Origin of the sequence: Alkalicoccus luteus (assembly GCF_052061695.1) — a bacterium.
Taxonomy (GTDB): domain Bacteria; phylum Bacillota; class Bacilli; order Bacillales; family Salisediminibacteriaceae; genus Alkalicoccus; species Alkalicoccus luteus.
The window spans coordinates 151,756-175,345 of the sequence record NZ_JBPZEY010000007.1 but is presented as its reverse complement, the minus strand read 5'-3'; the positions used below and the strand labels follow the sequence as shown (position 1 = coordinate 175,345).

Sequence of the window (23,590 nt, the reverse complement as noted above, 5' to 3'; positions counted from 1 at the left end):
ATTTTATCTCCCAAAACAGAGCGAAAAGACGGATGTCCCTTCGCTCTGTTTGCTTAAACATTCGTATTTTGTCTACTCCTCAATGAATGTCCGCTTCCGGTAGACAGCGACCGTCAGTACAGCAGCCGCAACTGTCCATCCGGTAATAACAAGCAGATAGCCGGATACGTCCGCCAGTCCTCCGCCCTGGCCGACGGCAGCCGCAATGTACTCCAGCTGAAAGTTCGGCAAGTATTCCAGCCAGGCAGCAATATCATACTGCTGGAAAAACTCGATGAATAATCCGCCCATGCCGAGAATGAAAATAACCGGCAGAATCAGCACCGATGCTTCTACGAGCGTCCGGGCAAGCAAACCGAGCAGCAGACCGACCATTAAATAGAACACAAGCGAAATCGCCAGGCCTGCATACACGTATATTCCTTCCGGCGTGTAGCCGGTGATTTGCATGCAGATGACGAGTGTTACGGCAGTCAAAGCGGCAGCTACTGCACTTTTTCCCGTTAAAATCTCCGTAGATGTCGCAGGTGACAGCATGAGAGAACGAAGCGTCTTCTTTTCTTTTTCTTCAGCGATCAGCGCCGTCTGCACAAAGCAGGCGACAGAGGCAAACGTCAGATTAATGACGAGGTAATGCACAACAAGCGGAATATCGTCCTGGCGTCCAAACATGAGCGCGAAGAAAAATGGCATCACGGCTGTTGTCAGCACGAACATGTTCTTGGAGAGCTCCTTCATGTCTTTCGCAGCGATGGCGTAGGTTCTGACGATGGAAAAATTCATACGAGCTCCCTCCCGGTTGTTTGAATAAAAATGTCTCCAAGCGTTGGCAAATTCGTTTTAACTTCAGCCACACGGCCGCTCCCAATCCAGTCGGCGAGTTTTGCCGCATCATCCTTCGTCTGCTGCAGGCTGTATGCTGAACCGTCCTTCAGTTCAACGGAGATCGTGCCATCGGCGTACGCCTGTCGCAGCAGCTTCGGCTTGTCGCTCAATTGAACCCGTCCATTGTCCAGGAAGGCAACACGGTCGCAGAGCGTTTCCGCTTCCTGCATATCGTGCGTCGTTAAAAAGATCGTGGTCCCCTGCTCCCGCATTTCCTGCAGACCGCGGTGAATGCGGCTGGAGCTCGTCGGATCAAGCGCCGCTGTCGGTTCATCGAGGAACAGCAGCTCCGGCTCATGCAGAATCGCTCTTGCAAACAGCACCCGCTGTGTCATGCCTTTGCTCAGCTTGGCGGCAGGCTTCTTCTTTTCCCTACTCATGCCAGTCAGCTCAAGTACTTCGTCAATTCGTTTTCCAGGCTGCTTTACTCCATAAAGCTTTGCGAACAGCTTTAAATTTTCCTGAACGGTCAGCCGCTGGTACAGACCGCTTGCCTCCGTCATGATCCCGATCCGCTGTAAATTTTCCCGCCGCTTCATCTGCAGCGCCGGCTTTCCGAATACTTCTGCTTCCCCGTCCGTAATTGGCATTTGTCCGGTCAGCAGATGAATCGTCGTCGTCTTTCCAGCTCCACTCGGTCCGAGAAACCCGTAAATTTCTCCGCGGCTGATGTCGACATGCAGTCCGTCGAGCGCCTTTTCCTGCCCGAAATACTTGCTCACCTGATTCATATAGATGATACTCATGTGCATTACCTCCTTGGCTGGTTGATGCTTTCAGCGTAAAAGGAAATCCGTGCCGGCGCAGTAAAAATCGGCTGAAAGGAGCATACGACCGGCTGACAAGCGCACCTTACAGGCCAAAAACAGCCCGCAGTTCGTCGAGCTTCTGCTTGGAAAGCGGCACTTCCGTTTTTGCTTTGTTTGCGAGCTGCAGACTGTAGCTGTTGCGCGTCCACGTGATCACTTCGCGCACCTTTTGCAGGTTGACGATATAGGAGCGGTGACAGCGGAAAAAGCCGAATGATTTCAGCTTCTCCTCCAGCTCCTGCAGCGTAAACGCACACGGATAGGATTCGTTGTTGATACATATGTACGATCGGCTGTCCCGGCTCTCAATATAATCAATTTCCGGAGGATCAAACAGCACCATTTTATCCTCCAGCTTTGCCGGGATTTTGGAGAAACGAACCTCATCTGCCGTTGCATCACCGGTCTCATGATCGTGCTCAACCGGCACTTCTTTCAGTCCGTCCTCCTTTAACCGGTATATCACATCTGCTGCGGTAATGGCACTTTCCATTGCAGACGTGAGAATGAGCACGGCACGACCGCTGTCTGCAAGCTTTCGCAGCTGCCTGCGGATGATTTTACGGGATTCGGTATCGACGTTTTGCTCCATTTCTTCCACGATATAGACAGAAGCATCCTGAAACAGCATTTTCGCAGCGCAGATCCGTCGCTGGATGGAATAGGAGAGCCGGTCAATCCGGTCCCGATAGCAGTCAAGCAGCTGCAGTTCTTCGGCTGCTGCTTTAACTGAAAGGCTGGACTGGTACAGGCGTCTGTAAAAGGTGAGCTGATCTTTGACGGTAAGCTTTGGATACAGACCTTCTTCACGCAGCATGAGCGACATCTGCTCATCTGGCATCATCGCATCCTCCGCTTTGAATACCGCTTCTTTAGCGATGATTGCCTCAATCAGCTCCAGCTGATGTTCACTCGCTGTATAACAGGCGGTGATCGTTTCGTTTGGAAGCGGGATCGTCAGCTCCGGCAGGCGTCGTCCGGCTCCAGCTCGCGGGATAAAGTGCAGTTTGGTCATCACGTGCTCCTTTCACCAGGATCATTTCCCGGGAAATAGTCGTCTATTTCCTAATTCTACCGCATGCTTGAAAAATGTACACCGTCGGTTTATCAGCAGGAAACCATTAAGAACATATGTTCTTAATGCAGGGTGCAGTCCCTGACTTTCGTCCCTCAAACATGCTGCAGACTTATCACCTGCTGCACGAAAAAACCTCAGGCGCTTCTGCCTGAGGAATGTCTTCTACTTATAGGAGGCGCGTGCGCCGCCGATCAGCTTCGGCCGGGTGCGCGCAAACGTGACGTGTGCTTCTCCAATCGACTTGATCGAGGTGCGCACCGGCACGGCCACTTCCTTTAAATGCATGCCGATAAACGTATCGCCGATGTCGATCCCGGCGTGAGCGTGAACACGCTCCACAACGACCGGATCATTCATTCGTTCGTAAGCAAGAGCTGCCATCGAACCGCCTGCTTCCGGCACAGGCACGACCGTTACCGGGTCGAGGTGATACCGCTCGGCTGCCTCTGCTTCGAGCGTTAAGGCGCGGTTGATGTGTTCGCAGCCCTGGAAAACGAGATGCACCCCGTACTTCGTCTGAAACGCTGAAAAAGCATCCCACAGCTCACGCGCTACGTCTGTCGTGCCGGCTTTTCCGATTTTATGACCGCGCACTTCACTCGTACTTGTGCCAATAACGAGCAGCTGACCGGGCTTGAGTGCGGCCTGCTCCTGCAGCTCTTCCAGCGCCAGCGTGACATCGTGCTTCAGCTTTTCTTCCACGGCAGATCCCCTCCTAGCGATTTTCGTATTTCATCATTTTGTCGACGCGCCGCTCGTGGCGGCCGCCTTCAAATTCAGTGGAGAGCCATACCTTTACAATTTCCTGTGCGATGCCGGGGCCGACGACGCGTTCTCCCATGGCCAGCACGTTCGTGTCGTTATGCTCGCGCGTTGCCTTTGCCGAAAACAAGTCATGCACGAGCGCACAGCGGATGCCTTTCACCTTATTTGCCGAAATCGACATGCCGATGCCGGTTCCACAGATGATAATACCGCGGTCTGCTTCTCCGGAAGCGACCATTTCTGCAGCTGGAATGCCGTAGTCTGCGTAATCAACGGAATCGGCGGAGTGGTTGCCAACGTCCTTTACTTCATGGCCAAGCTCTTCTATAACGGGTACGAGCTGCTCTTTCAATGCGTATCCTGCATGGTCTGATCCAACTACAATTTTCACTTCCGTCACATCTCCTTTTGTGCTAGTTTCTTTACAAGTTTCTCAACTGCTTCTTCGATTTCTTCATACGTTGCGTTGTAAATGGCTTCGTCTCCGCCGAATGGATCACGGACATCCATCGCCGGCAGATCCCATTCCAGCCGATCGATGGCGCGCTGATGCGGTTCGAGCGCCTGAAGCAGCTCCTCTTCCATTTTTTTCTGCTTATCAGACTGCATCGGTCTTTCATCGTTGTATTTATCCACAGCCGACTGATTGTCCGCAACAAAAGCCGCACGCTTCATTTCGATCTGGGCGAGATGATCGCGAAGCTCATCGATTTTATCAAGCGATTCCTGATCGTCCAGCACATATTCCTTCAGTGTGTACACGTGATCCGCCCGCTCCGGAAATTGCTCAATCACGAGCTGCTTATGCGATTCTGTCATCGTCAGGACGAGATCGGCCCAGCCGAGCAGGTCCTCCGTCAGAGACTGTGACTGATGACTTTCCATTAGATTATGACGGGCCAGCGCCTGCCTGGCACCTTCAGAAATCGGCATGCCGTCCATTGCATGCACGCCGGCTGATTTCGCCTCCATGTCCTCGTGCTCTCTCTTTTCCATAAATACGGCTTCTGCCATCGGGCTTCTGCACGTATTTCCGGTGCAGACAAATAACACTCTCTCCATCCTGTCACTTCCTTTGTTCTGTCTTTATATCCTTCTCATACCCGACGCCGTCCGTCGTGAATCTCTCTTCTATTTTACCATATTATCCGATTTTCGGCCGTTATTCACATGTGGATAACCGCTTCACGCATAAAAAAAGCAGGACCCCGCTGCGTCGGGATTCTGCCTGTTTGCTAGAACGTACGGTTTTCCGTGAGCACGCGTCCTCCAGCTGCTTTCACGAGCCGATTCATCACTGCAAAGCCAAGGTCTTCTCCTTTAATCACCTGCATGAAAATCTGATCGACCTCTGTTTCTTTAAAGGTGCGCAGGGCATGATAAAGCTCGCGCGCGACTGTTTCGGTATCGCCGGCTGGCAGCACGTATTCGCGATCGGCGCCGCTCTCTCCGGCAAGATCTTTCGTTAAAATAACGCCGACCCGCTCCCCGCGCTCTCGGCTGGCGCGAATTTGTTCATGCATGAAAGCAGTGGTGCCATCCAGCAGCGTGAGCGGTGCTTCCGGAGCATAGTGGCGGTATTTCATACCAGGCGATCGCGGCTGTTCTTCTTCTGACAGCGCCGGATCCACGTCGACGGTGCCGATGACGGCTTCGATTTCGGCTGACGTCACGCCTCCCGGCCGTAAAATAAGCGGAGGCTCCACCGTACAGTCAATCACCGTAGACTCCAATCCGACTCCGGTGGGACCGCCGTCCAAAATTCCCGCAATCCGTCCATCTAAATCCTCGGCCACGTGCATCGCACGCGTTGGACTCGGCCTTCCCGACCGATTTGCGCTCGGAGCAGCGATGGGGCAACCGGAAGCACGAATCACCGCTCGTGCTGCAGGATGGTCCGGCAGGCGGATGCCGACAGTGGATAAACCTGCCGTTACCTTTGTGGATAACGTGCCGTTATGAGGGAGAATGATCGTTAATGCCCCCGGCCAAAAGGCGTCCATCAGTTTTTCAGCTGTTTCCGTGATCGCTGCCGCAGCAAGCGCAGCATCCTGTTTATCGGCGACATGCACGATCAGCGGGTTATCGGACGGACGGCCCTTCGCTTGAAACACAGAAGCGACGGCTGCATCAGAGCGGGCATCTGCGCCGAGTCCGTAGACGGTTTCAGTCGGAAATGCAACCAGCTTTCCCTCACGCAAAAGCGCCCCAGCTTCAGCGACCGCAGCTTGAAACGTCTTTTCCCCAACATTATCCACAGACCAGTGGATAGTTTGTTGATAATCCATCAGTTATCCACTCCCCTCGAATTATTTAATCTGATGTTCGTCGGACAACTCTACACATCCTGTGGATAAAAACGGTTTATCCACAGGAACTGGGTATAACTTCCGCATATTCCGTGGATAACTTTGTGGAATACCGAAAAAGTTATCCACGGATACGAACAGGCTGACGGATTGCCGAAACGATTCGCTCCCGTCCGTTGATGTCGCGTCGTACGTTCACTTCCGCATCCGGAAGCGCCTCTTTCAGGAGCGCCGCTACGGCTTCTCCCTGACCGTCCCCGATCTCAAACGCTGCCAGGCCGTCTTCGTTTAACATGCCAGGCAGTGCCGCCGCGAGCCTACAGTAGATGACGAGTCCGTCCTCCCCTGCAAACAGGGCACCTTCCGGCTCGTGCTCGGTGACGTTTCGTTTCATAAACGACCGGTCTCCCTCTGGTATATACGGCGGGTTGGATACGAGTACATCAAACGTTCGTCCGGCTACCGGACTGACGAGGTCACCGAGCAGAAACGTGACGTCTGCCTGAAGCGAAGCTGCGTTTTGCTCGGCTGTTTGAAGCGCCCGTTCAGATATATCAACTGCCGTGACAGAAGACTCCGGCAGCTCCAGTGCCAGTGTAATGGCAATGATTCCGCTTCCCGTACCGATATCGACTATAGATGCGTCCTGCTTCCGGCACTGCTTGAGCACATGCTGCACGAGCTCTTCTGTTTCCGGACGCGGAATCAGCACGTCCGGGTTGACGTGAAAACGACGCCCGTAAAATTGTTCGCTGCCGGTGATATGCTGCACGGGCACGCCGGAAGCGGCCGTGCGCACATCCTCCATGTACCGTTCCAAAAGTGACTCCTCGATCGGACTGCGCATTTCTGCCAGCAGCTGAGCCCGGCTGTATCCGATATGGTGCTGCAGGAGAATGGAGGCAATTTCTTTTTCTTCTCCGGCTTCTTCCAAAAAAGAAGAAGCCCGGGAGAGGGCTTCAAACATCATCGTCATGGACATCTCCTTAGTTTGCGTTCTCCATCATACGGGACTGCTCTTCAATGATAAGCGGATCGATCACTTCATCCAGTCCGCCTTCTAAAATCTGATCCAGCTTCTGCAGCGTCAGGCCAATACGGTGGTCCGTCACGCGGCTCTGCGGGAAATTGTACGTGCGGATCCGCTCGGAGCGGTCGCCGGAGCCAACAGCTGATTTGCGATGCTCGTCGTATTCTGCCTGAGCTTCCTTTTGAAACTTGTCATAGATGCGGGCACGCAGTACCTTCATCGCTTTTTCTTTATTCTTGATCTGTGATTTTTCATCCTGACAGGAGACGACGACGCCGGTCGGCATGTGCGTAAGCCGCACGGCAGACATCGTCGTGTTTACCGACTGGCCGCCCGGTCCGCTCGATGCGAACGTATCGACGCGGATATCTTTTTCGTTAATGTCGACTTCTACTTCTTCAGCTTCCGGCAGAACCGCAACCGTCGCCGTCGACGTATGAATCCGGCCGCCGGATTCTGTCGTCGGCACGCGCTGAACGCGGTGAGCGCCGTTCTCGTACTTCAGACGGGAGAAGGCTCCCTTTCCGTTTACCATAAAGATAATTTCCTTATAGCCGCCGATGCCGGTGCCGTTCGCTTCAATCACTTCCGTTTTCCAGCCCTGCTGATCCGCGTAGCGGGAATACATGCGGTACAAGTCTCCGGCAAAGAGAGCTGCTTCATCGCCTCCGGCTGCACCGCGGACTTCCACGATGACGTTTTTGTCATCGTTTGGATCCTTTGGAAGCAGGAGCACACGCATCTTTTCCTCGAGCTCCGGGATCTCGTCGCCGAGCTCATCCATTTCCATCTTTACCATTTCGCGCATCTCATCATCGAGACTGTCCTGCAGCATTTCTTTTGCTTCGTCGTACTGCTGCTTAATGTCCTTATAGCGGCGGTACGTTTCTACCGTTTCCTGCATGTCGGACTGTTCCTTGGAATAATCGCGCAGTTTTTTGTTATCACTGATGACGTCCGGATCCATCAAGAGCTCTGTCAGCTGATTGTACCGGTCCTCTACTGCTTGCAGACGATCAAACACGTCGCTTCACCTCACCTTAAATTCGCGTCACCTCGTCCATCGGGCAGACGAAGGCACTTTCTATCCTTTTCACAGTATAGGCGTAAACCCTGTGAAAATCAACGGGCAGAGCCGGATTTGACAGGGGCGCAGATGTGTTTACGAAAAGTGGGCCGGGGGGTATAGGAGAAGCAGTATGCAAGGAGGGATAGCATGAAAGTAGTGATTATCGGCGGAGACGCTGCCGGCATGAGTGCCGCCATGCAGATTGTACATAAACGGGAGGACGCTTCGATTACGGTGCTCGAGCGCGGCGGTATTTATTCATACGGCCAGTGCGGGCTTCCTTATTATCTGGGCGGAACCGTTGATGAGGCGGAAGACCTGATTGCCCGTCCCGTTTCCTTTTTCCGCGACAAAGGAATCGATGCGAAAACGTACCACGAAGTGACAAAGGTCGAATCTGATAAACAGCTCGTCCACGCGTTCGATCACGAAAGCAGCAGCGACGTTTCCTTCAGCTATGACGTGCTACTCTGTGCAAGCGGCGGCAGTCCGTTACGCCTGCCGGTAGACGGTGCTGATTTGGAAGGCATTCATACGCTGAAGACGATCCCGGATGCGAAAGCGATTAAAGACGACCTCGAGCAGACCGACCAGATTACGATCGTCGGCGCCGGCTACATTGGACTGGAGGTAGCGGAAAATTACGTCGAGCAGGGGAAAAAGGTGCGACTCATTAACCGCTCCGATAAACTCGGCAGCAACTTTGATGAAACCGTGAGCGAGGCCCTGCGCGAAGAAGCAGAAAAGCACGGCATTGAGCTGCATCTGCATGAAGACGTCACGCGCTTTGAAGGCGAAGACGGCCGCGTGTCCCGCATTGTGACGACAAAAGGATCGTATGAAGCAGAAGGCGTCATCGTTGCGGTCGGCATTTCGCCAAACACCTCCTATTTAGAAGGAACTGGCGTGCACCTGCATTACTCCGGAGCCGCGATTGTCGATCCATACATGCGCACGAACGTGGCCAACATTTATGCCGCCGGCGACTGCGCCACCCAGTATCACCGGATAAAAGAGCAGCATGACTACGTTCCGCTCGGCACGCACGCCAACAAGCAGGGCCGGGTTGCCGGCGCCAACATTTCCGGTGAGCGGAAGACGTTCCAGGGCATTGTCGGTACTGCCATCATGCGCTTTTTTGATCTCACTGCGGGCCGTACCGGCATCGGCGTGAGTGAAGCAAAGGAAACCGGCTACGCCTGCAGCGTGAAAGTGATCGAGACGCATCCGTATGCCGATTACTTCCCGGGGGCCAATAAAATGAAGCTGCAGCTCGTAAAAGATGATGCCAGCGGGCGGCTCCTCGGCATCCAGGCCGTCGGCACGACCGGTGTTGACAAGCGGATTGACGCGGCTTCGGTCATGATTTACAACAACATGACAACGACCGACATTCAACATTTGGATTTAAGCTACGCCCCGCCGTACAACTCAACATGGGATCCCGTACAAAAAGGGGTAAGAGCCTTTAAATAACGACAAAAGCCCGCACGTCGAGGTGCGGGCTTTTCAGACTGTGGATAAAGTCATTTTAGGTGAATAAGATGGCGGCTGCCTGTATTTGCGGACCCTCGCTTTCCGGAGAGAACGGGCTCGGCTTTCCCTTCTTCCGTCCGCCGGACCTTCGCATCGTTCTGATCCTCTCGTAAGCTATTAAATGACAACGCCGCCGTCTACGGCGAGAATCTCGCCGGTGATAAACGAGGCTTCGTCGGAGGCGAGGAATAAATACGCGTTTGCGATGTCACGGCTTTCCGCAAGCCGGTTCATTACGGACTTCTCTTCCATAAAGGCAAGCACCTTGTCCGGCATCTTTTCGGTCATCGGCGTTTTTACGAATCCGGGAGCAACTGCATTGACGCGCACATTAAAGCGGCCGAGCTCCTTGGCCCACGTTTTCGTCATGCCGTTCACGCCCCATTTCGCGGCTGCGTAATTTGTCTGGCCGAAGTTACCGTAGCTTCCGACAACGGAGGACGCATTTAAAATGACCCCGCTCCCCTGCTCCTTCATAATGGCAGCAGCTGCCTGTCCGGTGTTGAAGACACCTTTTAAGTTCACGTCGATGACGCGGTCCCACTGATCCTCCTCCATTTTCAACAGCTGAGCGTCTGCGGTGATGCCGGCGTTGCTGACAACGATATCGACAGAGCCGAATTCCTGCTTGCACTGCTCGAGCATCGCCTTCACAGAGTCGCGGTCTGTGACGTTGACCGTGCAGGCAGAAGCACGGCCGCCCGCCTGTTCAATCGCCTCCACCGTCTGCTTCACATCGTCTTCGTTCCTGTCTGCCACCACAACAGAGGCTCCTTCTTCTGCAAACCGGACGGCGGTTGCCGCTCCGATTCCTCGTCCTGCTCCTGTGATGACAGCTGCTTTATCTTTTAATCGCATGTATATCTCTCCTTCAATAGTGGTTTACAGCAGTCCGATTGCGTACACTAAAATGGCAACGACTGATGATAAAACTGGTATAAGCGCACCGACGACGAAGATATCCTTGTAGGAATCTTTGTGCGTCATCCCCGTGATCGCCAGCAGCGTGAGCACGGCACCGTTATGCGGCAGCACGTCCAGTCCGCCGGAGGCAATCGAAGCGATGCGGTGGAACGCTTCCGGCTCCATATTCGTCGCAATCGCAATTTCATAATAGCGGTCCCCGAGCGCATTGAGCGCGATCGTCATCCCGCCTGAGGCAGACCCGGTCGCACCGGCGAGCACGTTGATGGCAACTGCCTGTGAAAAGAGCGGGTTTCCCGGCACGCTCAGTACGAGCTGGGTCAGCCGGTCAAAGCCCGGTACCGCCTGCACGACTGCCCCGAAGCCGACAGCGGCACTCGTGTTGACGATCGCAATCACGGAGCCGCCTGCCCCGGCGTTGACAGCGGCGGAAAAGCCGCGGAATTTGTGAATATTAAATGCCATGATCAGAAAAATACCGATCAAGAGCGCCACGACAATGTCGAGTCCGAACAAGTTCAGAGAAAGCACGACCGCAGCGAGCGGTACGAGCGACAGCACCGTAAACAGCTTCGGCGGTATTTTCTCCTCCTCTTCCTGGTTGAACACCTTTTTGTCCTTCGGCTCTGTATATACTTCCCCGGCAGCACGCAGCTTCCCTTCCCGCCAGCGTAAATATAAGTAGCCGCCGACAGCCATGACGATCGCCGCGGAAATCCCCATAATCGGTGCGGCCATCGCATCGGTCTGGTAGTAGTCGCGCGGAATCAGGTTTTGAATCTGCGGCGTGCCGGGAATCGCCGTCATCGTAAACGTAAAAGCACCGAGCGCAACCGTCGGCGGAATGAGCCGGCGCGGAATATTGGCGTCCCGGAACATGGCAAGCGCAAGCGGGTACACCGCAAATACAACGACGAACAGGCTGACCCCGCCGTACGTCAGTACAGCTGCTGATACGATAACCCCTAAAATAGCCCGCTTCGTGCCGATCACCTTCGTGAGCGCTTCTGCAACAGACCGGGCCATCCCGGTATCCTCCATCAGCTTCCCGAAGATCGCGCCGAGCATAAAGACAGGAAACCAGTCACGTGCAAAACCGACGAAGCCGTCCATGTACGTATTCGTGTAGGCGTCAAGCAGATCCAATCCGCCTGTTAATGCGACGACCCCTGCTGCGATCGGGGCTACCCAGATGATCGACCACCCGGCGTATGCAAGCCCCATAATAAGTAATAGCCCTAGAAATATGCCTAACATGATTGTCCCCCCTTAGTTAACTGCCGGCTGCATAGCCTCCTGAAGCCCCATGCGTTCCCGGTTGAAAATCATTTTATCCATCGTTTTCAACTCCGGCGAAATAACCGGCCGGAAGTTCATCTGTGCGAGAATGTCGGCTTCGAGATCGACACCCGGTGCAATCTCGGTCAGCATGAGCCCGTCTTTTGTCAGTTCGAATACAGCCCGCTCGGTCACGTACATGATCGGCCGCTCCAGCTCGGCGGCGTATGTGCCGCTGAACGTCGTCTGCTCGACCTGCTCGACGAATTTCTGCACCTTTCCCTCCTGTAAAATACGGAGCTCGCCATCTTCGACATCCACTTTCAGGCCGCCTGCAGTAAACGTCCCGCAGAAAACCACCTTTTGCGCGTTTTGCGAAATATTAATGAAGCCGCCTGCTCCCGTGACCTTTGAGCCGAACTTGCTGACATTCACGTTTCCTTCCTGATCCAGCTGCGCGAGTCCGAGAAAGGCGATGTCGAGTCCGCCCCCGTCGTAAAAATCAAACTGATACGGTTGATCAATGATGGCATCCGGGTTATTCGCAGCGCCAAAGCTGAGTCCGCCTGCCGGCATGCCGCCGATCGGTCCGGATTCCACCGTCAGACGCATGTCGCTGAGTACGCCTTCTTCACTTGCTACAGCTGCCACTCCTTCCGGCACGCCAATGCCAAGGTTCGTGATCGCTGCCGGTATGAGCTCCATCGCCGCACGGCGCGCGATTATTTTACGTTCATTGAGCGGCAGCGGCTCGAGTGAATCAAGCGATCGTTTGATCTCGCCGGAATAAGACGGGTTGTACTGCTCGGCAAATGTCTGCATGTGATGCTCCGGCGCTGCTTCTACGACTGCATCGACGAGGATGCCGGGAATTTTGACGAGCTTCGGATCAAGCGTGCCGCGCTCGACCACCTTTTCCACCTGCAGCAGCACGATGCCGCCGCTGTTTTTAGCTGCCTGCGCAATCGAAAGTGCTTCCAGGCTTCCGGCTTCCTTCGTCATGACGGCATTTCCCTCTTCATCTGCATATGTCGCGCGAATGAGTCCGACGTGAATCGGAAACGTCTTGTAAAACAGATACTCCCGGCCGCCGATTTCCATCAGCTCGACGAGTTCTTCCCTCGTGACGTTGTTGATTCGTCCTCCGCCCTTGCGCGGGTCAACAAAAGTGCGCAGGCCGACGTGGGAAATCGTTCCTGGCTTGCCGGCAGCTGTATCCCGGAACATGTGGGTGATGATGCCCTGCGGCAGATTGTAAGCCTCTACTTTGTTGGCAATCGCAAGCTCCGCCATTTTGGGCGCAAGCCCCCAGTGGCCGCCGACGACGCGCTTTAAAAATCCGGGATGTCCGAAATGATTCAGCCCTTTTGCTTTTCCGTCCCCTTGGCCTGCTGCGTACATCAGCGTCAGTCCGGCCGGTGCTTGCTCCTCTAAAAAGCGTTCTTCAATGGCGATCGCGAGCCCTTCCGGCACCCCCGTGCCGACAAATCCTCCTGTAGCTACTGTCGATCCGTTCTCAATCATGCCCGCTGCTTCACGGGCGCTCCTTACTTTTGACATGCGAGTCCCTCCTAAAAACGTTCTGCCACGTTACATTGCAAGTTCCGTGCCAACTTCTCACCGACAAAACTTGCGGTATGACAGGGTTTTATAGAAAGCGCTTTCAACCTAACGGATAAAGTTGTACGTATTTCTAAACAGATAATCGAATGACTCTAATCAATATGTAAGCGTATTCATACATGTTTTTCAGAAGAAGTGAACATGTGTCAGATAAAGCGGACACTTTCAATTGTATTGCCCGAACCGCTGGATGCCGGTAAAAAAAAGAATACGCCGGGAAGCTTGTCCCGGCGCTGGCACTATACCTTTTCATACCGCTTCAGTTTTTCATACAGAGACGTCCGGCTGATGCCGAGCAGGCTGGCAGCGAGCGATTTATTTCCATCTGCATAGCGAATCGCCTGCTCCACCGCCCGCTGTTCCGCCTCCTGCAGCACTTGCTGCAAGGCAGCTGGCTTTTCCATCGTATCGCCGCGAATCGACGGCGGAAGGTGCTCCGGCTTCAGCGAGCTGCTGCCGCGCGCGATCGTAACCGACCGTTCCAATACGTTTTCGAGCTCCCGCGTGTTGCCGGGCCAGCTGTACGTGCGAAGCAGCCGCCAGACATCCTCATCGACGCCGGCGACCGACGTGCCGGTTCGCTCCGAGGCTCGCGCGAGAAAATGCGGCACAAGCTCCTCCAAATCGTCTGTCCGTTCACGCAGCGGCGGAATCAGGATGGAAAAAACGTTCAGCCGGTAGTAAAGGTCGAGCCGGAACTGTTCGTCTTCAATCATGCTTTCAAGGTCCCGGTTGGTCGCCGCGATAACCCGGATATCCACGCTTCGTGACGCCGTGGCACCCACCGGCTCCACCTCCCGCTCCTGCAGGACGCGAAGGAGCTTTACCTGAAGATGCAGCGGCAGTTCGCCGATTTCATCGAGAAAAATCGTACCGCCGTCCGCTGCTTCAAATTTGCCTTTTTTACCGCCGCGTTTAGCGCCGGTAAACGATCCTTCTACGTAGCCGAACAGCTCGGATTCGATCAGATCGCCGGGAATCGCCGCACAGTTAACCTTCACGAACGGACCAGGTGCACGCGGACCTGCCAGATGAATCGCGTGGGCAAACAACTCTTTTCCTGTCCCGCTCTCTCCCTGAAGCAGCACGCTGCTGTCTGTGGCAGCAGCCTGCCGGGCCATTTCCTTCGTCCGGTTCCATGCGGCGCTTTTCCCTAGCAGCTGGTGGAACTGGTAGCTGGCCCGGTTAGTCTCGCGCCATTCACCCTTATAAGAATCGAGCTCCCGTTCCAGCTTTTCAATTCGCCGCTTCAGCGCCTTGAAGCCGCCTAAATTTTTGAAAAGCACTTTGCCGACCGCTCCGTCGAGCTCGCCGTCCTTGTAAAGCGGCAGCCGGTTAGCGACCATATAGTCGCCGTTGATTTTCTGGATATCGGCAATTTCTGGCTTACCGGTTTCGGCGACAATGTGCATACGCGTATTTTCGATGATGTCGGCGACGTGGCGGCCAACCATATCTTCTTCCTTCATCCCGATAAACTGGGCGTACTCATTATTAACCATTGTAATGATGCCGCTGCGGTCGACCATGATAATCCCGTCGGAGGAGAGCTCAATCACCATTTCCATCTGTTCCGCCTTGTCTTTCCAGGCTTCATCTGCCGGCGCTTCGTCCGAGCGTACCTGCAGCAGGAACGAGCCGCCTGCAGGCTCTGCGAGCAGGTGATACGTACGACCTTCTTTCTCGACCGTCGTCGGCACCGCCTCCGCTTTCCCATGCAGGTAAGAGAGGAGCTCGCCGCCTCCCGGAATCTCTTGCAGCTCTGCGGCCTCCGTTCCGGCTGACGCGAGAATCTCTCCGCTGCCGGAAAGGAGACAGAGCATCCCTCCTTGCGGACAGAGAACGCGCAGCAGCTCTTTTCGTTCTGCCGCTGCCAGCCTGTCCGCTTCCTTCAGCCAGTCGTCTGCGTGAATGACACCGGCAAGTCCGCCTGCCTCATCTGCAACAGGCAGGACCGGCGGAAGCCAGCGCCAGCCGGCAGGGACATCGTGCTCCCGCAGCATCACGTCCGGCTTTTCCATGACAGCCTCAACGTGCGTATCCGGTCCGAGCCCGTTCATCATCGAGCTCATGAGCGTATCGGCCGAAATCCAGCCCGCCGCTTTTCCGTCAGCATCGACGACCGGTACTGCCTCATCCTTAAGACGGTATAAGCCCGCGGCTGCCTCCTGAATGGTATCCGTCGTGCACAGCACGAGGTTTGGCTGCTTTAAAATGTGATGAACGTGAATCCGGCTCAGCATATCGGCTCTCCTCCACTTCGTTTACTGCTGCGGCCGTTCGACGAGCAGCGCCGTTCCCTGGCCCCCGCCGATGCAGAGTGCCGCCATCCCTCGGCTCTGACCGCTTCGCTTTAATTCATACAGCAAGGTGGTCAGCACGCGCGCGCCGGAGGCACCGATCGGGTGCCCGAGTGCGATCGCGCCGCCGTTTACGTTAACCTTTGCCGGATCGAGCTTTAAATCATCGACGACAGCGAGTGACTGTGCGGCAAATGCTTCATTTGCTTCCACGACGTCCAGATCATCAATGCCCCAGCCGGCACGCTCCAATGCCTGTTTCGCAGCCGGTACCGGCCCGTAGCCCATGATGTCCGGATCAAGTGCGGCATTGCCGTAAGCTTTTAAGACAGCGAGCGGCTTTACGCCGAGCTCGTTTGCCTTTTCTTCTGACATGACGACGAGCATCGCTGCCCCGTCGTTGATGCCTGAAGCGTTTCCTGCTGTCACTGTGCCTCCGTCTTTTTTGAAGGCCGGCTTCAGCTTCGCGAGCTTCTCCATCGTCACGTTCGGCTTTGGAAATTCATCTTCGGACACGGTCGTCACTTCACCTCGGCGGCCCGGTACATCGACTGGCACAATCTCATCCTGAAAGCGGCCTTCTTCCACGGCACGGCCCGCACGCTGCTGGCTTTCCAGTGCAAAGGTATCCTGGCGTTCACGGGAAATGTTCCACCGCTCTGCAATGTTTTCAGCGGTGATGCCCATGTGCACCGGTTTAAACGCGTCCATCAGGCCGTCTTTCAGCATCGTATCGACAAGCTTGCCGTCGCCCATGCGCTGGCCCCATCTCGCGCCAGGCATAACGTATGGTGCGTTGCTCATGCTTTCTGTGCCGCCCGCTACGATAATGTCGGCGTCGCCGAGCATAATAAACTGGGCCGCCATGCTCACCGAACGAAGTCCGGATCCGCAGAGTTTATTGATCGTTGTCGCCGGAACCGTATCCGGAATTCCGGCCTTTATCGCCGTCTGCCTAGCAACGTTCTGCCCGAGTCCGGCGGAAAGAACATTACCAATATAGACATCTTCAATTTGATCCGGCTGAAGTCCAGCCCGCTGAATCGCTTCCTTAGCAGCGTGCGCCCCCAGCTCCACGGCTGATACTCCTGAAAGGGCGCCTCCAAAATTGCCGACTGGTGTACGTGCTGCGCTTGCAATAACTACATTTCGCATGTGTAAGTCCTCCTTTGAATTTTACGTATGCGCTTTCTTTATCATGCAATAAGCGTGCCACTCTCGTAAAGTGTTCATTTTTCCGTACACCTCATCAAAGCAAGGACAAATGGCCCTCAGCGCAGTCCAATCAGCCTTTGCGCTCCCATTAAAAAAACCAGCTGAGCACAACGGCTTCAGCTGGTTTTTCGGTTACTGGTCGGTATTACGGGCGAGGTTGATGGCTGGCACGTGGGTCGTTTTCGGTCTGCCGGGCACGTCGTGGCAGTGGCGGCAGCGCGGCTCGTACTGCTCGGAAGCACCTACGAGGATGATCGGATCATCGTAGGAGGCCGGTTTATTGTTAATAAGACGCTGGGTGCGGCTGGCAGGGGAGCCGCAGGAAAGGCAGATCGCCTGCAGTTTCGTGACCGATTCGGCAAGCGACAGCAGCAGCGGCATGCAGCCGAACGGTTCTCCACGGAAATCCTGATCCAGGCCAGCGCAGATCACGCGCTTGTTGTCATCAGCAAGCGTCTGCACCACGTCGACGATCGCCGGGTCGAAGAACTGAATTTCATCAATTGCGACAACCTGTGTATCTTTTTCAAGCAGGGTGTAAATATCCTCAGAATCTGTCACCGGATACGCGTACACTTTTGACCCGTTGTGCGAGACGACTTCAGTTTCACTGTAGCGGTCGTCAAGCTGCGGCTTGAAAACCTGTATTTTCTGGCGGCCGAAGCTTGCGCGGCGGACTCGGCGGATCAGCTCCTCCGACTTGCCGGAAAACATGCTGCCGCAGACCACTTCAATCCAGCCTTCTTTACTCGTCAGATGCATAGGCGACGCTCCCTGTTCATGGTTTTTTGTATGTACAGCGGTCAAATAGTCATAAAAAAAACACGGCATCCGCGACGCTTCCGCTAAGAGCCTCAGCTCCAACGGGGTAATCCAGCGTCGGTTCCGCACGTGTTCTGACAGAGACGGGCCGGAATGATCCGGCCGCTTCTCTGAATGGAGTCTGCTTACATTCCGTACTTCTTCTTGAACTTGTCTACGCGTCCACCTGCATCAGCAAACTTCTGCTTGCCAGTGTAGAACGGGTGAGAATCAGAAGAAACTTCGACTGTGTAAAGCGGGTATGTGTTCCCGTCTTCCCACTCGATTTCCTGATCCGTGCTCGCTGTAGATCCACTCAAGAACATGAAGCCAGTACTGGAATCTTTGAATACTACTTTACGGTATTCTGGGTGAATTCCTTGTTTCATGTCTTTTCAACTCCTTCCGCCCTGAATCTCTCGAAACAGAGTAAGTCTGTGCACTAACTTCTTCACACATAGATGGAGTATAACAAGCGGCCAGGCGGAATGCAAGTCCTATTTCACCCGGATGCGGAACCGGATTATTTATCAGAAGACTTTGGCTTGGAGGCTCGCTTAAATGAAGCAAACAGCTCTTCGTTTGTTTTCGTTTCTTTCACCTTCTTCAGGAACTTTTCCATGAAGTCAGGCTGATCGTTGAGTGTACGGCGGATCGCCCACAGGTTCTCAATCTGCTCCTGCGGCAGCAGCAGCTCTTCTCGGCGCGTGCTGGAGCGGCGAATGTCGATCGCCGGATAGATACGTCGTTCGGCAAGCTTGCGGTCGAGATGCAGCTCCATGTTGCCGGTGCCTTTAAATTCCTCATAAATGACATCGTCCATGCGGGAGCCGGTTTCGACAAGCGCTGTAGCGAGAATCGTCAGGCTGCCGCCTTCCTCAATGTTTCGGGCAGCTCCGAAAAAGCGCTTCGGACGGTGAAAGCTCGCCGGATCGATCCCGCCGGAAAGCGTACGTCCGCTCGGCGGTACAACGAGATTATAGGCACGTGCAAGTCTCGTGATGCTGTCCATCAAAATAACGACGTCCTTCTTCGCTTCGACGAGCCGCATCGCACGGTCAAGTACGAGTTCAGCTACCTTGATATGGTTTTCCGGCACTTCATCAAACGTGGAGCTGACGACTTCCCCTTTGACGGACCGTTCCATATCCGTCACTTCTTCCGGGCGCTCGTCGATCAGCAGCACGATGATCTCCATTTCAGGATGATTGACGGCGATGCTGTTGGCGACCTCCTTCAGCAGCAGGGTTTTACCTGCTTTAGGCGGTGCTACGATCAGCCCGCGCTGGCCGTAGCCGACCGGAGAAATCATATCGAGTACGCGGGAGGCGACCATTTTCGGTTCGTGCTCCAGCTTCATTTTCCGATCCGGATAAAGCGGTGTCAGCTGTGGAAAATGAGGACGCTCCGAGGCTTTATCAGGATCTTCACCGTTTACAGCAGCTACTTGCAGCAGTCCGTAATAGCGTTCGTTTTCCTTCGGTTTTCTCACCTTCCCGGATACTTTATCACCGTTACGGAGCCGGAAGCGGCGGATTTGCGAAGCGGAAATGTAAATATCCTGCGGGCTCGGCTTGTATGTATTAGACCGCAGAAAGCCGAAGCCTTCCGTTTGGATAATTTCCAAAATCCCTTCCATGAACATCAGGTCTTCGTTTTCCGCCTGCTTTTTAAAAATAGCAAAAATCAGCTCTTTTTTCGTAAGCTGGCTGTAGTAGGAAACTTTATGTTCCTTTGCGAGCGCGTAAAGCTCTTTCAGCTTCATGTGCTCCATTTCTTTTAATGTTACACCCATTTGTGTCACCAAACCTTTTCTTCGTTTTCAAGCTGTCCGCTGCTTCCAAAAATCCAGCAGGAAGCATCCGGCAGCGTATTTGTACTGTCGGTGCGAAGCAAGACTTATTTATCTAATCATAATCGAGCTGGACTGACAAGAGAGGACGGTCTGCAGAAGTACGAGGAAAACAGGCAGGGCGCTTTGAAAAAGAGGCAAAGCGCCTGCGGCAGCCGGCGCTGGCTGCCTAATCTGAAAACGTTGCTTGGAAAACGGCGGCTGTTTACGCATAACGTGTAAGGGAAACCGGTCTGAGCTTAGCAGCGGACCCCATTCGCCGTCCGTCACGCCGGTTGCAGCGGAGATCGCGTCTTCTCCGGATACGAGATCCTCCACCTAAAGGACGCGGCCCAATGCATTCCCGCTATGAATTTTTAATTTCTTCTTCCTCTTCGACGGAAAGCTTTTCACGCCATACGTTCGCTCCAAGCGCATTCAGCTTCTCTTCGAGGTTGGCATAACCGCGGTCAATATGATGCACGTCTGTGATTTCTGTCACTCCGTCTGCGATCAGACCGGCGGCGACGAGGGCTGCACCTGCACGCAGGTCGGTCGCGCGCACGCGGGCTCCCTGCAGCCTGGACGTCCCGTTCACCAGTGCTGCGCGGCCTTCCACTTTAATATCTGCTCCCATGCGGCGGAGCTCGTCCGTATGCTTAAAGCGGGCGCTGTAAATCGTATCGGTGACCATGCTGGAGCCGTCAGCCTGCGTTAAGAGCGCGGTGACGGGCTGCTGCAGATCGGTTGCAAATCCCGGGTAGACAAGTGTTTTAATGTCCACCGGCCGCAGGTGATCCGCCCGTTCAATATGAACCGCATCCTCATCTTCCGTAATCTTCACGCCCATTTCGCGAAGCTTCGACATCAGTGATTCCAAATGAAGCGGAATAATGTTGTCGACTGTTACGCTGCGTCCCATCGCTGCTGCGAAAATCATATACGTTCCAGCTTCAATCCGGTCAGGAATAATCGAATGACGGCATCCGTGAAGCTCCTTTACTCCTTCGATACGGATGACGTTCGTTCCTGCTCCTTTTATTTCTGCCCCCATGTTTGTTAACAGCGTAGCAACATCAATGATTTCCGGCTCCTTCGCCGCGTTTTCAATCACGGTGCGCCCTTCCGCTCTGACCGCTGCAAGCATAATATTGATCGTAGCGCCGACGCTTACGACGTCGAGATATATCCGGGCACCGGTCAGCTTCTCCGCCTGCAGATAAATCGCTCCCTGCTCATTTGTCACCTTCGCACCTAGGGCTTCGAACCCTTTAATATGCTGGTCGATCGGGCGCGGGCCCAGATTGCAGCCGCCCGGCAGTCCAATGACGGCCTTGCCGAAGCGGCCGAGCATCGCTCCCATCATATAGTAGGAGGCGCGCAGCTTCTTCACACGGCCGTTCGGCAGCGGCATGGCGATCATCCGCTCCGGATTGATGGAAAGTGCTCCGTTGATAAACTCTGTTTCCGCTCCTGCTTCCTGAAGCAGATCTGCGAGTATGCCTACATCTGAAATAGCAGGCAGGTTGTCGATGATGACGGTTGAATCTGCCAGCATGGCTGCCGGGATCAGCGCAACAGCACTGTTTTTAGCGCCGCTGACCGAGACACTGCCTTCCAGCAGATGACCGCCTTCAATTAAAATTTTATCCATCACGTGGTTCCTTCCTTGAACGAAAATGAGATGATTGTTGCTGCGTACCCGGGGCTGTCTTCGTGCGGAGAAAGCAGGCGGACGAGTCGCCCGCCTCTGTCAGTTTGCTTTATCAGGCATTCTGGCTTTTCTGCCAGTCGCTGAGGAATTTTTCAATACCGATATCCGTAAGCGGGTGCTTTGTCAGCTGCTCGATGACCTTCCACGGCAGCGTCGCAATATGAGCGCCGCGCAGGGCCGACTCTGTTACGTGCTGCGGGTGGCGGATCGAAGCGGCAATAATTTCTGTTTCAATGCCGTGCAGGTCAAACATGTCGGAAATCGTGCCGATCAACTCGAGGCCGTCGTGTCCGATGTCATCCAGTCTGCCAAGAAACGGAGAAACATAACTTGCACCGGCTCGTGCAGCAAGCAGCGCCTGATTCGCTGAGAATACAAGCGTCACATTCGTTTTGATTCCGAGGCTGCTGAACGTCCGAACAGCTTTCAGGCCTTCCAGGGTCATCGGCACCTTCACCGTAATGTTCGGTGCGATTTCCGCGAGTTCCTTGCCTTCCCGGATCATACCGTCCGCGTCTGTCGCGATTACTTCCGCACTGACAGATTCCTCAACGAAGCTCGTAATTTCCCGGAGCCTTTCATGAAAGTCCGCCCCCTCTTTGGCGACGAGAGACGGGTTGGTCGTCACGCCTGCCAGAATGCCAAGCTCCTGCGCCTGGCGGATCTCGTCTGTATTGGCTGAATCAATAAAAAATTTCACTGCTGAATTCCTCCTCTGCTGCAAATCGTCCGGGTTCCCCCGGCAAATGATAACGCTTTCTCCCATGATGGAAAAGAAGGAGTCAGCGCACTGCTGACCTCCTTCTCCTTTCGCTTACTGCGCCTGGCCGGAAGAACCGAACTCACGCATTTTACCAATCACGGTTTCCTTGATTGCTTCGCGGGCCGGCCCGAGGTATTTACGCGGGTCGATCATGTCCGGATTCGCATCAAGCGTCTCGCGGACTGCCTTTGCAGAAGAAATCTGGTTTTCCGTGTTCACGTTGATTTTAGCTGTGCCAAAAGAAATCGCCTTTTTGATGTCTTTTGTCGGAATACCGGTTCCGCCGTGCAGAACGAGCGGCACTTCCGTCATCGTGGAGATTTCCTCCATGCGGTCAAAGCCGAGGTTCGGCTCGCCTTTATATGGACCGTGTACAGAACCAAGAGCTGGTGCGAAGCAGTCTACGTTCGTTTCACGGATCAGCTGGTCACACTCGGAAGGGATCGCATACGCCGCTTCTGCGTCGTCTACAATCAGATCATCTTCCTGTCCGCCGATACGGCCAAGCTCTGCTTCAACAGAAACGCCGAGCAGGTGAGCCACTTCGACAACCTTCTTTGTCAGAGCAATGTTTTCCTCAAGCGGGTGGTGGGAGCCGTCGATCATCACAGATGTGAAGCCCGCATACATTGCTTCCACGCACTTTTCAAAGCTGGAGCCGTGGTCCAGGTGAATCGCAACCGGAACCGTTGTTCCGTAGCTTTCCATCAGCCCTTCAACCATTGCTACGACAGATTTGAATCCGCCCATGTAGCGGGCTGCACCTTCGGATACACCGAGAATAACCGGTGACTTTTCTTCTTCTGCCGCCTGCAGGATCGCCTGCGTGAACTCAAGGTTGTTCAGGTTGAACTGACCTACCCCGTAAGAATTGGCTTTTGCTGTTTCCAGCATCTCTTTCATCGATACTAAAGGCATGTGCTAAAGTCCTCCTTCTGAATGGTCACGTGCTTCTTTCAGCTTTTCTGATGACTGCAGGGTAAAGCATACAAATAAAGGCGATCGTGCTTGATCGCGGCTGTTATTTGTATGATTCGGACGTTTTACCAGCTGCTGCCCAGAAAAACTCACGCCCTCATTATAGCACATTCCGCTCCCGTTTCACGGGTTTGAATCGATTATTTTCAAGGATAGCGCTTACAGTTTCGCCTTTTCCTCAAAAAACCGCCGCACGCTCTGCCGAACGATATCAATATCGAATGGTTTGGAAAACTGCTGGGATGCTCCAAGATCCGCCGCTTCCCGCATCAGCTCCATTTCTCCGTATGCCGTCATCATAAATACTTCTGTTGCCATGCTTCTGGCACGCATCTCCCGCAATATTTCGATACCGTCCATGCCCGGTATTTTCATATCCAGCAGGACAAGGTCCGGCTCTTCAGACTGAATCATGTCGAGTGCGGCCTGCCCATTGGACGCCTCGAACGTTTCATAGCCGTCTTTTTCCAGTACTTCCTTCAGCAGGAGGCGGATGCCGATTTGATCATCCACAACCAGCAGTTTTTGGCCCATACGTATTCCCCTTCCTTCATAATCCCCTATATTCTTCCTTCAATTACCTTTTGTTACCATAATAGTGAATCTGATCGAAAAGATCAATCATTGTTTTTCGGATCGGCCGTTCCCGCTGGTTCTTTTGGTTTCAAACGGCGTGTTGCAG

The 23,590-nt window shown here is 54.2% G+C and carries 22 protein-coding genes; 1 reads left to right on the top strand and 21 read right to left on the bottom strand.

Annotated features, from left to right (window positions below):
- Positions 1-72: 72 nt before the first annotated feature.
- The 9 genes from ACSZLD_RS11285 to prfA all read right to left on the bottom strand — a co-directional run bounded on the left by ACSZLD_RS11285 (position 73) and on the right by prfA (position 7,900).
- On the bottom strand, positions 73-783 hold the full coding sequence (locus ACSZLD_RS11285) for an ABC transporter permease (RefSeq protein ID WP_377909146.1): 711 nt from the start codon (positions 781-783) through the stop codon (positions 73-75).
- Positions 780-1,631, bottom strand: coding sequence for an ABC transporter ATP-binding protein (locus ACSZLD_RS11280; RefSeq protein ID WP_444685219.1), 852 nt, complete (start codon positions 1,629-1,631; stop codon positions 780-782). Before ACSZLD_RS11280 ends, ACSZLD_RS11285 begins: the two co-directional genes overlap by 4 nt.
- Before the next feature lie 106 nt (positions 1,632-1,737).
- Positions 1,738-2,709, bottom strand: coding sequence for a LytTR family transcriptional regulator DNA-binding domain-containing protein (locus ACSZLD_RS11275; protein WP_444685218.1), 972 nt, complete (start codon positions 2,707-2,709; stop codon positions 1,738-1,740).
- Positions 2,710-2,934: 225 nt separating this feature from the next.
- A complete protein-coding gene (locus tag ACSZLD_RS11270; RefSeq protein WP_377909143.1) occupies positions 2,935-3,474 on the bottom strand; it encodes a TIGR01440 family protein in 540 nt (179 codons plus the stop codon).
- Positions 3,475-3,487: 13 nt separating this feature from the next.
- Positions 3,488-3,928 (bottom strand): ribose 5-phosphate isomerase B, encoded by a 441-nt coding sequence (gene rpiB / locus ACSZLD_RS11265; protein ID WP_377909142.1) that lies wholly within the window; start codon positions 3,926-3,928, stop codon positions 3,488-3,490.
- 5 nt (positions 3,929-3,933) lie between these two features.
- A complete protein-coding gene (locus ACSZLD_RS11260) occupies positions 3,934-4,599 on the bottom strand; it encodes a low molecular weight protein arginine phosphatase (RefSeq protein ID WP_444685217.1) in 666 nt (221 codons plus the stop codon).
- A gap of 173 nt (positions 4,600-4,772) precedes the next feature.
- Entirely contained in the window at positions 4,773-5,825 is a 1,053-nt protein-coding gene (locus ACSZLD_RS11255) for an L-threonylcarbamoyladenylate synthase (RefSeq protein WP_444685216.1), read from the bottom strand.
- Positions 5,826-5,967: 142 nt separating this feature from the next.
- Positions 5,968-6,822: a peptide chain release factor N(5)-glutamine methyltransferase gene (gene prmC, locus ACSZLD_RS11250; RefSeq protein WP_444685215.1), complete on the bottom strand. Its 855-nt coding sequence runs from the start codon at positions 6,820-6,822 to the stop codon at positions 5,968-5,970.
- A gap of 10 nt (positions 6,823-6,832) precedes the next feature.
- Positions 6,833-7,900, bottom strand: a complete 1,068-nt coding sequence (gene prfA / locus ACSZLD_RS11245; protein ID WP_377909138.1) for a peptide chain release factor 1 — start codon at positions 7,898-7,900, stop codon at positions 6,833-6,835.
- Positions 7,901-8,092: 192 nt separating this feature from the next.
- On the opposite strand from prfA, the gene ACSZLD_RS11240 reads away from it, so the two are divergent.
- Positions 8,093-9,421 (top strand): FAD-dependent oxidoreductase, encoded by a 1,329-nt coding sequence (locus ACSZLD_RS11240; protein ID WP_444685214.1) that lies wholly within the window; start codon positions 8,093-8,095, stop codon positions 9,419-9,421.
- 177 nt (positions 9,422-9,598) lie between these two features.
- Here the strand turns inward: ACSZLD_RS11240 and fabG are convergent, their stop codons facing one another.
- From fabG to ACSZLD_RS11180, 12 genes are all read right to left on the bottom strand, one after another.
- Positions 9,599-10,339, bottom strand: a complete 741-nt coding sequence (gene fabG, locus ACSZLD_RS11235; protein ID WP_444685213.1) for a 3-oxoacyl-ACP reductase FabG — start codon at positions 10,337-10,339, stop codon at positions 9,599-9,601.
- A 24-nt stretch (positions 10,340-10,363) separates the two neighbouring features.
- Complete coding sequence (locus ACSZLD_RS11230) at positions 10,364-11,662, bottom strand: GntP family permease (RefSeq protein WP_444685212.1); 1,299 nt, start codon at positions 11,660-11,662, stop codon at positions 10,364-10,366.
- 12 nt (positions 11,663-11,674) lie between these two features.
- The gene (locus tag ACSZLD_RS11225; protein ID WP_444685211.1) at positions 11,675-13,243 is read right to left on the bottom strand and encodes an acyl CoA:acetate/3-ketoacid CoA transferase; all 1,569 of its coding nucleotides are present in this window, start codon (positions 13,241-13,243) and stop codon (positions 11,675-11,677) included.
- Between the two features lie 302 nt (positions 13,244-13,545).
- Complete coding sequence (locus tag ACSZLD_RS11220; protein ID WP_444685210.1) at positions 13,546-15,549, bottom strand: sigma 54-interacting transcriptional regulator; 2,004 nt, start codon at positions 15,547-15,549, stop codon at positions 13,546-13,548.
- A gap of 21 nt (positions 15,550-15,570) precedes the next feature.
- On the bottom strand, positions 15,571-16,761 hold the full coding sequence (locus ACSZLD_RS11215) for an acetyl-CoA C-acetyltransferase (protein ID WP_444685209.1): 1,191 nt from the start codon (positions 16,759-16,761) through the stop codon (positions 15,571-15,573).
- Positions 16,762-16,953: 192 nt separating this feature from the next.
- Positions 16,954-17,583: a thymidine kinase gene (locus tag ACSZLD_RS11210; RefSeq protein WP_377909131.1), complete on the bottom strand. Its 630-nt coding sequence runs from the start codon at positions 17,581-17,583 to the stop codon at positions 16,954-16,956.
- A 185-nt stretch (positions 17,584-17,768) separates the two neighbouring features.
- On the bottom strand, positions 17,769-18,011 hold the full coding sequence (locus ACSZLD_RS11205; protein ID WP_377909130.1) for a type B 50S ribosomal protein L31: 243 nt from the start codon (positions 18,009-18,011) through the stop codon (positions 17,769-17,771).
- A gap of 134 nt (positions 18,012-18,145) precedes the next feature.
- A complete protein-coding gene (rho, locus tag ACSZLD_RS11200) occupies positions 18,146-19,417 on the bottom strand; it encodes a transcription termination factor Rho (RefSeq protein WP_377909129.1) in 1,272 nt (423 codons plus the stop codon).
- Between the two features lie 403 nt (positions 19,418-19,820).
- On the bottom strand, positions 19,821-21,107 hold the full coding sequence (gene murA, locus ACSZLD_RS11195; protein ID WP_444685238.1) for a UDP-N-acetylglucosamine 1-carboxyvinyltransferase: 1,287 nt from the start codon (positions 21,105-21,107) through the stop codon (positions 19,821-19,823).
- Positions 21,108-21,219: 112 nt separating this feature from the next.
- Positions 21,220-21,867, bottom strand: coding sequence for a fructose-6-phosphate aldolase (gene fsa / locus ACSZLD_RS11190; RefSeq protein ID WP_377909128.1), 648 nt, complete (start codon positions 21,865-21,867; stop codon positions 21,220-21,222).
- 114 nt (positions 21,868-21,981) lie between these two features.
- Positions 21,982-22,848 carry a class II fructose-1,6-bisphosphate aldolase gene (gene fba, locus ACSZLD_RS11185; protein ID WP_377909127.1) on the bottom strand — a complete coding sequence of 289 codons (867 nt, stop codon included), beginning with the start codon at positions 22,846-22,848 and terminating at the stop codon, positions 21,982-21,984.
- 219 nt (positions 22,849-23,067) lie between these two features.
- Positions 23,068-23,442, bottom strand: coding sequence for a response regulator (locus ACSZLD_RS11180; RefSeq protein ID WP_377909126.1), 375 nt, complete (start codon positions 23,440-23,442; stop codon positions 23,068-23,070).
- Positions 23,443-23,590: the final 148 nt, after the last annotated feature.

Excerpts from the sequence above, each read along its gene's own strand:
- ACSZLD_RS11280 (WP_444685219.1), bottom strand. The coding sequence starts at position 1,631 with ATGAGTATCATCTATATGAATCAGGTGAGCAAGTATTTCGGGCAGGAA.
- fabG (WP_444685213.1), bottom strand. The coding sequence starts at position 10,339 with ATGCGATTAAAAGATAAAGCAGCTGTCATCACAGGAGCAGGACGAGGA.
- ACSZLD_RS11180 (WP_377909126.1), bottom strand. The coding sequence starts at position 23,442 with ATGGGCCAAAAACTGCTGGTTGTGGATGATCAAATCGGCATCCGCCTC.
- ACSZLD_RS11220 (WP_444685210.1), bottom strand. The coding sequence starts at position 15,549 with ATGCTGAGCCGGATTCACGTTCATCACATTTTAAAGCAGCCAAACCTC.
- rho (WP_377909129.1), bottom strand. The coding sequence starts at position 19,417 with ATGGGTGTAACATTAAAAGAAATGGAGCACATGAAGCTGAAAGAGCTT.
- ACSZLD_RS11260 (WP_444685217.1), bottom strand. The coding sequence starts at position 4,599 with ATGGAGAGAGTGTTATTTGTCTGCACCGGAAATACGTGCAGAAGCCCG.
- ACSZLD_RS11230 (WP_444685212.1), bottom strand. The coding sequence starts at position 11,662 with ATGTTAGGCATATTTCTAGGGCTATTACTTATTATGGGGCTTGCATAC.
- ACSZLD_RS11215 (WP_444685209.1), bottom strand. The coding sequence starts at position 16,761 with ATGCGAAATGTAGTTATTGCAAGCGCAGCACGTACACCAGTCGGCAAT.
- prmC (WP_444685215.1), bottom strand. The coding sequence starts at position 6,822 with ATGACGATGATGTTTGAAGCCCTCTCCCGGGCTTCTTCTTTTTTGGAA.
- fba (WP_377909127.1), bottom strand. The coding sequence starts at position 22,848 with ATGCCTTTAGTATCGATGAAAGAGATGCTGGAAACAGCAAAAGCCAAT.
- ACSZLD_RS11285 (WP_377909146.1), bottom strand. The coding sequence starts at position 783 with ATGAATTTTTCCATCGTCAGAACCTACGCCATCGCTGCGAAAGACATG.
- ACSZLD_RS11210 (WP_377909131.1), bottom strand. The coding sequence starts at position 17,583 with ATGCATCTGACGAGTAAAGAAGGCTGGATTGAAGTGGTCTGCGGCAGC.
- ACSZLD_RS11240 (WP_444685214.1), top strand. The coding sequence starts at position 8,093 with ATGAAAGTAGTGATTATCGGCGGAGACGCTGCCGGCATGAGTGCCGCC.
- ACSZLD_RS11275 (WP_444685218.1), bottom strand. The coding sequence starts at position 2,709 with ATGACCAAACTGCACTTTATCCCGCGAGCTGGAGCCGGACGACGCCTG.
- ACSZLD_RS11205 (WP_377909130.1), bottom strand. The coding sequence starts at position 18,011 with ATGAAACAAGGAATTCACCCAGAATACCGTAAAGTAGTATTCAAAGAT.
- ACSZLD_RS11255 (WP_444685216.1), bottom strand. The coding sequence starts at position 5,825 with ATGGATTATCAACAAACTATCCACTGGTCTGTGGATAATGTTGGGGAA.
- murA (WP_444685238.1), bottom strand. The coding sequence starts at position 21,107 with ATGGATAAAATTTTAATTGAAGGCGGTCATCTGCTGGAAGGCAGTGTC.
- ACSZLD_RS11225 (WP_444685211.1), bottom strand. The coding sequence starts at position 13,243 with ATGTCAAAAGTAAGGAGCGCCCGTGAAGCAGCGGGCATGATTGAGAAC.